General features: G+C 71.2%; 5 protein-coding genes. All 5 read left to right on the top strand.

The genetic code is table 11. The features are described from left to right. Positions 1–277 precede the first annotated feature (277 nt). Positions 278–1,273: a DUF1702 family protein gene (locus CA984_RS38520; protein ID WP_086578322.1), complete on the top strand. Its 996-nt coding sequence runs from the start codon at positions 278–280 to the stop codon at positions 1,271–1,273. A gap of 217 nt (positions 1,274–1,490) precedes the next feature. Next, positions 1,491–2,465 carry a DUF1702 family protein gene (locus CA984_RS38515; RefSeq protein WP_086578321.1) on the top strand — a complete coding sequence of 325 codons (975 nt, stop codon included), beginning with the start codon at positions 1,491–1,493 and terminating at the stop codon, positions 2,463–2,465. Then, complete coding sequence (locus tag CA984_RS38510; RefSeq protein WP_086578320.1) at positions 2,462–4,438, top strand: CRTAC1 family protein; 1,977 nt, start codon at positions 2,462–2,464, stop codon at positions 4,436–4,438. The genes CA984_RS38515 and CA984_RS38510 overlap by 4 nt, the downstream gene beginning before the upstream one ends. Positions 4,439–4,442: 4 nt before the next feature. Then, positions 4,443–5,432, top strand: a complete 990-nt coding sequence (locus CA984_RS38505; RefSeq protein ID WP_086578319.1) for an enediyne biosynthesis protein — start codon at positions 4,443–4,445, stop codon at positions 5,430–5,432. Further along, on the top strand, positions 5,429–11,059 hold a 5,631-nt coding region (locus tag CA984_RS38500), incomplete at its 3' end, for a type I polyketide synthase (RefSeq protein ID WP_086578318.1). The genes CA984_RS38505 and CA984_RS38500, both read left to right, overlap by 4 nt.

Raw genomic sequence — 11,059 nt, 5'->3', positions numbered from 1 at the left:
GGTTGGGGGCACCGGTGTCCGGGCGTTGGGGGCGGTGGTCGATGGATCTGGGGGCTGCCCCGGGGTGCCCGCCGACGGCCCCCCGGGCGTCTGGCGAGCCCCGCCACCAGTGCGGACACCTAATAAATCATGGAATTCCGCCGCATTACTAAGCAGCTAATCATCACAGATTGTCGCAATTCGGGAGATGTGTCACCAGATTCCACATATCACCATGGGAAGGTCCGGCTGATGGCCAGTGACCGCCGCCAGCCAATGGGAAGGTGAGGAGGGTCTTATGCCGACGCTGTTCGGTTCACTGCGCAGGCTCCTGATGACGCCGTCGCTGGCCGAGGTGAGTTTCGAAGGGCGGGGATTTCCCGTCACGCCGTCGGACGCCACACGGCGCCTGGAAGCGATTCCTCAGGCGGTGATCTGTGGATTCGAATGGGGAATCGACGCGCGTGACCAGTGGGAGGTCGAGCGCCGGCTGAGCATGGTGGACCCCGAGCAGCGCGGGTTCGCCTACGAGGGCGCGACGATGGCCTTCACCATCCTTGACGCGATGGCGGGCGGCCGTGGTCACCGTACCCGCGACCTGCTGCTCGGTCCGGGGCAGCCGCATATCTTCCTCACCTACATCGGCATCGGGTTCGCCATGGCGCGCCTGCCCAGGCCGCTGTGGAAGAAGGTGATGCCCGACCTCGGCGGGTCGGCCTACTACCCGACGATGAGCTGGCTGGCGGTCGACGGCTACGGCTTCGACCGCGCCTACTTCGACACCCGGCGCTGGGTCGACGAGCAGCGGGTGCCGGCCTCCTACCCCTGGGAGGGCTCGCCCGACTACTTCCCGCGTGCGGTGGACCAGGGCATCGGCCGGGCGCTGTGGTTCATCCACGGCGGCCAGGTGCCCGACGTCGCCTCCGCCGTGGGCCGCTTCGCCGGCCACCGCCAGGCCGACCTGTGGAGCGGCGTCGGCCTGGCCTCGACGTTCGCCGGCGGCGCCGGCACCGAGGCCCTCGCCACGCTGCGCCGGGAGGCCGGCGAGCACCGGGCGGAGCTGGCCCAGGGCGTGGTGTTCGCGGTCAAGGCGCGTGACTTCTCCGGGTTCGTGCCGCCGCACACCGAGGCAGCCGCCGCCGTCCTCGCGGACCTGTCCATCGAGAACGCCGTCGCGCTCGCCGACGACACCGCCGTGGACCCGCACGGTTCCGGGCCGGTTCCGCAGTACGAGCTGTGGCGGAGCAGGATCCGTTCGCATTTCACCTCGTCCGCGGATCTTCTTCTGAGCTGACCGCGCCGGCGCGTGGTCATCATCAGTTATTTCGCATAAAGCGATTTTTCCAGTAGTCGGTAATCGGGTCGACCATGCCTGGAAAACGGCCGTGTTTCTCCTAGTGAGCACGTATGGAGTGGACCCGAGAACGACTCCTATGGGTAGATTTATCTAGATTTATTAACCCTTGGATAAGAGGCGACCTGAGGGGCGGAGAGGTAAATTGGCTGGTTTTATGCGGTCATTGAGACGCCGCATTCTGACACCCGACATCTCAGAGACACTGCTCGAAACACGTGGTTTCCATGTGAAGAGCCCGAAGGCCCGGGAACAGCTGGAGACCATCGGCGCGACGTTTCTCACCGGCTACGCGTACGCGGCGGAGGCACGTACGCCCGCCGAGGCGGAGGAGTGGCTGGAGCAGGTCCCCCGGCAGTTCCGTGGCTTCGCCTACGAGGGCGCCGGCATGGCCTTCACCATCCTTGACGCGATGCCGGTCGGAGGCGGGGGCGGGGGCAAACTCGCCGGCTTCCTGGCGGGACGCGGCAACGACCACATCTACATGGTCTACGTCGGTATCGGCTGGGCGATGGCGCGCCTGCCGCGGTTCCTGTGGCCGAAGAGCAGCACGCTCGACCCGCTGCTGCTCTGGCTCGTGCACGACGGTTACGGCTTCCACCAGGCCTACTTCCGCACCCAGCAGTACGTGCACGAGCAGTACCAGGCGCCCGGTTTCCCCTGGCCGGCCGACGACCCCTCGTCGTACGCCAACCGGGCCATCGACCAGGGCATCGGGCGGGCCCTGTGGTTCGTCAACGGGACCGACGGCGACCGGGTCGCATCCATGATCGAGGGGTTCCCCGAGTCCCGCCGCGCCGACCTGTACGGCGGCGCGGGACTGGCCGCCACCTATGCCGGTGGCGCGCAGGAGGACGAACTGCTGGCGTTCCGGGAGCGTGCCGGGGAGTACCGCCCCCTGCTCGCGCAGGGGAGCGCGTTCGCGGCCGAGGCCCGGGTCCGGGCCGACCTGGTGGTGCCGCACAACGAGGTCGCGGCGCAGGTGATCTGCGGCACGACGCCGGAGCAGGCGGCACGGGTCACTCACGAAACCCGCCCTGCCGGGGCGGTACAGGGCCAGCTGCCGGCCTACGAGGTATGGCGGCAGCGCATCGCCAACGAGCTCGTATCCCTTGGAGGTGTTAGTCCGTGACCACGACAGCTGGCTGGCTGCGGAAGCAGCTGCCCGGAATCGTCGCCCTCGTGCTGATGACGGGCGCGTTCGTAGTGAGCCGCCCGCCCACATCGTCCGCCGACGAGAAGGCGGACATCGCGAGCAGGTACGGGTTCGCCCCGATGAACATCGCGATGCCCGGAGGGTTCACCCAGAAGACGATGCGCGCGGTGAACAAGAGATACACGCACATCGACGCGTGGATCTCCTCGGTCGGCGCAGGCGTCGCGATGAACGACCTCGACGGGGACGGCCTGGCCAACGACCTGTGCATCACCGACCCCCGGATCGACCAGGTCGTGGTCACCCCCACGCCCGGTGAGCGGTCCGGCCGGTACGCGCCGTTCGCGCTGAACCCCGGCGCCCTCCCCATGAACGAGGCCATGGCCCCGATGGGCTGCCTGCCGGGTGACTTCAACGAGGACGGCCGCACCGACCTGCTCGTCTACCTGTGGGGCCGCACGCCGATCGTCTACCTGGCCAAGGCCGACGCGCAGAGTCTCGGCGCCGGAGCGTACCTGCCCACCGAGCTGGTGCCGGGCGTCGGCGGCACCGAGTACACGGGACCGCTGTGGAACAGCAACACGGCCACCTTCGCCGACTTCGACGGCGACGGGCACGGTGACATCTTCATCGGCAACTACTTCCCGCACAGCCCGGTGCTCAACGACAAGGTCAACGGCGGCGTGGAGATGAACGACTCCATGTCCCGGGGCCTCAACGGCGGCGAGGACTACTTCTTCCGCTGGACCGCCGGCAGCGCGGGCGCGCAGCCGTCGGCGACCTTCCAGAAGCTCGACCACGTCCTGCCCACCAACGTCTCCAAGGGCTGGGAGCTCGGCGCGGCCTCCGCGGACCTCGACGGCGACATGCTGCCCGAGCTGTACCTCGCCAACGACTTCGGCCCCGACCGGCTGCTGTACAACCGGTCCAAGCCGGGCGAGATCAAGTTCTCGGTGGTGGAGGGCGTGCGCACGCCGCTCACCCCCAAGTCCAAGTCGATCGGCCACGACTCCTTCAAGGGCATGGGCCTCGACTTCGGCGACCTGAACGGCGACGGCATCTACGACATGTTCGTCAGCAACATCACCACCTCGTTCGGCATCGAGGAGAGCAACCTCCAGTTCATGTCCACCGCCAAGGACCGGGCCGACCTGCGCGCGAAGCTCGCCAAGGGCGAGGCGCCGTGGGAGGACCGCAGCGCCCAGCAGTCCACCGCCTGGACGGGCTGGGGCTGGGACGTCAAGATCGACGACTTCAACAACAGCGGCGACCTGGCGATCGCCCAGGCCACCGGCTTCGTCAAGGGAGAGGTCAACCGCTGGCCGGTGCTGCAGGAACTGGCGACCGCCAACGACGGCGTCCTGCGCAACCCGAGCTCCTGGCCCAAGGTCCGGGCCGGTGACGACGTCGCCGGACACCAGACCCTCGCCTTCTTCGCCAAGAACGAGGACGGCCGGTACGCCAACATCTCCGAGCAGCTCGGCCTGGCCATCCCGGTGCCCACCCGGGGCCTGGCCACCGGCGACTCCAACGGCGACGGCCTGCTCGACCTCGCGGTCGCCCGGCAGTGGGACGAGCCGGTGTTCTACCAGAACACGAGCCCGAACCCCGGTGCCTTCCTCGGGCTGAAGCTGACCCACGAGGGCTCCGCCGCCACCGGCGCCCCGGCCGCGGGCACGCTCCCGGTCCCGGGCTCGGCCGCGATCGGCGCGGAGGTGACGGTCACCACGCCGGACGGGCGCAAGACCATCGCCCGGGTCGACGGCGGCAGCGGCCACTCCGGCCGGCGCAGCCACGACGTGCACATCGGCCTGGGGCCGAACGTCACCGGACCGGTGCAGGTCAGCCTGTGCTGGCGCGACAGGACCGGACAGCTCCACGAGCAGACCCTTCAGCTGACCCCGGGCCGGCACTCCATTCAGCTCGGCTCTCAGGCCAAGGAGAAGTGACGGTATGGCAGAGAAAACCAACAATCCGCCGCGTCACGACCCCAAGGTCGTCACGGCCCTGCGCAGGTTCGCCCTATCGATGACGGTCTTCAACATCCTCGGCTACACGGTCCTCGGATTCGAGCAGCCGTGGCTGTGGCCCCTGATCGCGCTGGCCACCGGCTACACCGCGGAGATCGGCCTGGAGTACATCTCGGCCCGCAACGAGGGGCGCCCGCCGCGCTTCACCGGCGGCGGCGCCCGCGGGTTCATGGAGTTCCTCCTGCCCGCCCACATCACCAGCCTCGCGATGAACATGCTGATCTACGTCAACGACCAGGTCCTGGTCCTGATATTCGGCGTCCTCGTCGCGGTCGGCACGAAGTGGGTGCTGCGGGCACCGGTGCGCGGACGCCTGCGGCACTTCATGAACCCGTCCAACTTCGGCATCGCGGTCATCCTGGTGCTCTTCCCCTGGGCCAGCATCGCCCCGCCGTACCACTTCACCGAGAGCGTCTCCAACCCGATCGACTGGATCGTCCCGGGCGTCATCCTCGTCTTCGGCACCATGCTCAACGCCAAGCTCACCAACCGGATGTGGCTGATCGTCGGCTGGGTGGGCGTCTTCGCCCTGCAGGCGGTCGTCCGCGGTCTCATCCTGGACACCTCCATCCCCGGCGGCCTGGCGATGATGACCGGGGTGGCGTTCATCCTCTTCACCAACTACATGATCACCGACCCGGGCACGAGCCCGTCCAAGCCGCTGTCGCAGTTCGCCTTCGGCGGCGGGGTGGCCCTGGTCTACGGCATCCTCACCGGCATGAGCATCCCCTACGGGATCTTCTTCGCCACCGCCATCGTCTGCCTGATCCGCGGCGGCTTCCTGTGGTCGCTCTACATCGTCGACAAGGCCCGCGAGCAGGCCAAGGCGCAGGAGCGCAGTGCCGCCGCCCAGGTGGCCGGCCCGGCCGCCGCCGGGTCGCCGACCGCTGAGAAGGAGGTCGCGGCCGTATGAGCAGGATCGCGATCGTCGGCATGGCGTGCCGCTACCCGGACGCCGCATCGCCGAGGGAGCTGTGGGAGAACGCTCTCGCCGGTCGCCGCGCCTTCCGCCGACTGCCCGACGTGCGCATGCGACTGGAAGACTACTGGGACGCCGACCCGGCCACCCCGGACCGCTTCTACGCGCGCAACGCCGCGGTCATCGAGGGCTACGAGTTCGACCGGATCGCCTACAAGATCGCCGGTAGCACCTACCGGTCGACCGACCTCACGCACTGGCTCGCGCTCGACATGGCGAGCCTGGCACTGGCCGACGCGGGCTTCCCCTCGGGCGAGGGCCTGCCCCGCGAGCGCACCAGCGTGGTCGTGGGCAACACCCTCACCGGCGAGTTCACCCGCGCCAACGTGATGCGCCTGCGCTGGCCGTACGTGCGCCGCACGCTCGCCGCGACGCTCAAGGAGCAGGGCTGGGACGACGACCGGCTGGCCACGTTCCTCGACGACTTCGAGGTCACCTACAAGAACCCCTTCCCCTCCATCGACGAGGACACCCTGGCCGGCGGTCTCTCCAACACGATCGCTGGGCGGATCTGCAACCACTTCGACCTCAACGGGGGCGGCTACACCGTCGACGGCGCGTGCTCGTCCTCGCTGCTGTCGGTGGCGACGGCGTCCAAGGCACTCCTCGACGGCGATGTCGACGTCGCCATCGCCGGCGGGGTCGACCTGTCCATCGACCCGTTCGAGATCGTGGGCTTCGCGAAGACCGGCGCCCTGGCCAAGGGCGAGATGCGGCTGTACGACCGCGGCTCCAACGGCTTCTGGCCGGGCGAGGGCTGCGGGATGGTCGTGCTGATGCGCGAGGCCGACGCCCTGGAGGCCAGGCACCGCGTCTACGCCACCATCGCCGGCTGGGGCATCTCCTCCGACGGCAAGGGCGGCATGACCAGGCCCGAGGTCAGCGGCTACCAGCTCGCGCTGCGGCGGGCATACGAACGGGCCGGTTTCGGCATCGAGACCGTGGAGCTGTTCGAGGGCCACGGCACCGGCACGGCGGTCGGCGACAAGACGGAGCTCACCGCGCTGTCGGGGGCCAGGCACGCCGCCGACCCCGACGCCGCGCCCGCGGCGGTCACCTCGATCAAGGGCATGATCGGCCACGCCAAGGCCGCGGCCGGGGTGGCCGGTCTGATCAAGGCGGCGATGGCGGTGCACGAGCAGGTGCTGCCGCCGACCATCGGCTGCGTCGACCCCCACGAGGTGCTGACCGAGGAGTCGTCGTCCCTGCGCGTGCTGCGCAAGGCCGAGCCCTGGCCGGCCGGCGCACCGGTACGCGCCGGCGTCACGGCCATGGGCTTCGGCGGCATCAACACCCATATCGTGCTGGAGAAGACCGGCCCGCGACGGCGCGTGCCGCTCCCCAGCCGTACCAGGATGCTGGCCTCGTCGCTTCAGGACGTGGAGCTGCTGCTCGCCGACGCGGCCTCACCGCAGGCGCTGCGCGAGCGGCTCACCCAGCTGATCGACTTCGTGCCGCAGGTGTCCTACGCCCAGCTCTCCGACCTGGCGGCCACGCTCCAGCGCGACCTGCGCGACCTGCCCTACCGGGCCGCGGTGGTCGTCTCCTCGCCCGAGGACGCCGAGCGGCAGCTCCGGCGCGTGCTGGAGGCGCTCGACGCCGGCGAGAGCAGCCTGTTCGCACGGGACGGCCGGGCCTTCCTGGGCCACGCGGACGGCACCGGCCGGGTCGGCTTCCTCTTCCCGGGGCAGGGATCGGGCCGCGGCACCAGCGGCGGCGCGCTGCGCCGGCGCTTCGCCGAGGTCGAGGAGATCTACGCCAAGGCGGCGCTGCCCACGACCGGTGACATGGTGGCGACCGCGGTCGCCCAGCCGCGCATCGTCACCGGCTCGCTGGCGGGCCTGCGGGCCCTGTCCGTCCTCGGCGTGGACGCGGACATCGCGGTCGGCCACAGCCTGGGCGAGCTCTCGGCGCTGCAGTGGGCCGGCGCGATGGACGAGGAGACCCTGCTGCACGTGGCGGGTGTCCGAGGCAGGGCCATGGCCGACAACAGCGCCTCGGGGACCATGGCCGGTGTCCGCGCGACGCCGGACGTCGTGACCGGGCTGGCGGCCGGCCTGCCCGTCGTGATCGCCGGATACAACGGGCCGGAGCAGACCGTCGTCGCCGGACCGGTCGAGGCGATCGAGGCCTTCGGGCGCAAGGCCTCCGACGCCGGCGTGAGGTGGACCCGCCTGGCGGTGTCCCACGCCTTCCACTCGCCGCTGGTGGCGCCGGCGGCCGACGCCCTCGGCGCCGAGCTCGCCGGCGAGGAGTTCGGCCCGATCGAACGGCAGGTCGTCTCCACCGTCACGGGGGAGGAACTGTCGCCGGACACCGACGTCCCGGCACTGCTCCGCCGGCAGATCACCGAGCCCGTGCTGTTCACCCAGGCGGTGGAGCTGGCGGCCAAGGACATCGACCTGTTCGTCGAGGTCGGTCCGGGCCGGGTGCTCAGCGGCCTGGCGTCAGGCCTGACGAAGGTTCCGGCGGTCGCGCTGGACACCGACGACGAGTCGCTGGTCGGGCTGCTGCGGGTGGCCGGCGCGGCCTACGTCGCCGGTGTCCCGATCATCCACGAGGAGCTCTTCCAGGGCCGGCTGATCCGGCCGCTGGAGGTCGGCGCCGAGTTCACGTTCTTCGCCAGCCCGGCCGAGCAGGCACCGGAGGTCAAGCTCCGCGCAGGTGTCCGCAAGGTCGAGGAGCCCGTGAAGACCGTCGTCACCGGCACACAGCAGCAGCAACAGGAGGGGCAGCCCGGGGAGTCGAGCGTCGACCTGCTGCGCCGCCTGGCGGCCGAACGCGCCGAGTTGCCGCTGGAGATGGTGGGCGAGGACAGCCACCCGCTCGACGAGCTGCACCTGAGCTCGGTCACGGTGATGCACATCATCGACCAGGCGACCCAGCGGCTGGGCGTGCCCGCGGCGCAGGCGCCGACGAACCTCGCCACCGCGAGCCTGCGCGAGCTGGCGGAGGCGCTCGACGCGCTGGCCCAGAACGCCCAGACCGCCGGTGCCGCACCGGCCCGGCTGGTGGCCGGATCGGCTCCGTGGGCCCGGCCGTTCGCGGTCGACCTCGACGAGCTGCCGCTGCCGGCGCGGACCACGCCGGAGGAGAACGGGCAGTGGCAGGTGTTCGGGGCGGGAGAGTCCCCGATCGCCGAGCCGCTGCGCCAGGCCCTCGAACGCGAGAAGGTCGGTTCCGGCGTGCTGGTGTGCCTGCCGCAGAACTGCTCCGAGGAGCATGTGGAGCAGGCGCTGCTGGGCGCGAAGGCCGCCATCCGCGGCGCGCAGGACAGCCGGTTCGTCCTGGTCCAGCACGGCCGCGGCGCGGCCGGCCTGGCCAAGACGTTGCAGCTGGAGGCTCCTCATCTGCGGACCACCATCGTGCACGTGCCGGCGGGGCCCGAGGCGGTCGGCCAGGTGGTGGCCGAGGTGGCCGCGACCTCGGCCTACGCCGAGGTCCACTACGACGGCGACGGCGTACGGCGGGTGCCGACGATGCGCGCGCTGCCGGTACGGCCGGCCCGCACGCGGCAGCCGCTGGACGGGACCGACGTGCTGCTGGTGACCGGCGGCGGGAAGGGCATCACCGCCGAGTGCGCGCTGGCGGTGGCCGCCGACACCGGCGCCAAGCTGGCCGTGCTGGGACGCTCGGATCCGGCCGACGACCAGGAACTGGCCGACAACCTCCGGCGGATGGCGGACTCCGGGGTGAGCGTGCACTACGCCCGGGCGGACGTCACCGACCTCGACCAGGTGCGTCGCGGGGTCGCCGAGGTGGAGGCGGCCCTCGGGCCCGTCACCGCCGTGCTGCACGGCGCCGGCCGCAACGAGCCCGGCGGGCTGGCGAGCCTCGACATGGCCGCCTTCCGGCGGACCTTCGCCCCCAAGGTGGGCGGCCTGCGCAACGTGCTGGCCGCCGTCGAACCCGGCCGGCTGCGCCTGCTGGTGTCCTTCGGCAGCATCATCGGCCGTGCGGGACTGCACGGGGAGGCGCACTACGCCACCGCGAACGAGTGGCTGGCCGACCTCACCCGCGAGGTCGCCGAGCAGCACCCGCAGTGCCGCAGCATCTGCATGGAATGGTCGGTCTGGTCCGACGTCGGCATGGGCGAGCGGCTCTCGGTCGTCGACGGACTGGCCCGCAAGGGCATCACGCCGATCTCCCCGGAGCAGGGCGTGCAGATCATGCGGCGGCTGGTGTCCGACCCCGACGCGCCCACCGTCGTGGTGATCAGCGGGCGCACCGAGGGCATCGACACCGTCCGCTACGACCTGCCGTCGCTGCCGCTGCTGCGCTTCGTCGACAGGCCGCTGATCCGCTACCACGGCGTCGAGCTCGTCACCGAGATCGAGATGAACGCCGGGACCGACCTCTACCTCGCCGACCACCTCCTCGACGGCAACCTCCTCTTCCCCGCCGTGTTCGGCATGGAGGCCATGGCGCAGGTGGCCTCCGCGGCCACCGGGTGGGAGACGGTGCCGGTGATCGAGCAGGCGGAGTTCCTGCGGCCCATCATCGTGCCGCCGACCAGCAGCACCACGGTCCGGATCGCCGCGACCGTGACCGGCCACGAGACCGTCGAGGTGGCCATCCGCAGCGCGGAGACCGGCTTCGACGTGGACCACTTCCGCGCGCGGCTGCGCTTCACCGGTGACGGCGCGCCGGACGGCCCGCCGGACCAGGTCGGCGAGGGCCTGCCGGTGGTACCGCTGGACCCGGCCGCCGAGATGTACGGTGACGTGCTGTTCCAGGGCACCCGGTTCCAGCGCCTGCGCCGCTACCACCGGGCCGCGGCCCGTCACGTCGACGCCGACGTGGCGGCGGTGGAGGCGAGGGACTGGTTCGCCGCCTTCCTCCCAGGCGAGCTGCTGCTCGGCGACCCGGGCATGCGCGACGCGCTCATGCACGGCAACCAGGTCTGCGTCCCGGACGCGACCCTGCTGCCGACCGGGATCGAGCGGGTGCACCCCGGCGGCGCCGCGCTGGCCGAGGCGGCGGAGCTGCGCTACTGCGCCACCGAGCGGCAGCGCGACGGCGACACCTACATCTACGACATCGCGGTGCGCACCGCCGCCGGTGACGTCGTCGAGCGATGGGAGGGCCTGCGTCTGCAGGCGGTGCGGAAGAAGGACGGGCGCGGCCCCTGGGTCACCCCCCTGCTCGGCTCCTACCTGGAGCGGACGCTGGAGGACCTGACCGGGTCGCGGGTCGCGGTCGCCGTCGAACCGCACTACCCGGACGTCCCGGAAGGGGACGAGGGGCACCGGGTCCTGACGGCCGTGGCCGTGGGACGGGCGCTGGGCCACCAGGCCGAGATCCGGTACCTGCCGGACGGCCGGCCGGAGACCGGCGGCGGCCGTACGGTCTCGGCGTCCCACACGGCGGGGGTGACCCTGGGCGTCGCGGCCGCCGGCACGGTGGGCTGCGCCGTCGAGCGGGTGACCGAACGGACGGCGGAGGCGTGGCGGGAACTGCTCGGCGGGCACGTGCCCGTCGCCGAGCAGGTCTCCGCGCAGACGGGGGAGAGGCTCGACACCGCCGCCACGCGGGTGCGGGCCGCCGTCGAGTGCCTGCGG

The sequence above is a fragment of the Streptosporangium minutum genome (genome assembly GCF_002149035.1).
In the GTDB taxonomy this organism is placed as follows: Bacteria; Actinomycetota; Actinomycetes; order Streptosporangiales; family Streptosporangiaceae; genus Streptosporangium; species Streptosporangium minutum.
Note: the sequence above shows the minus strand (reverse complement) of the source record. Positions and strands in the feature narration are given on the sequence as shown.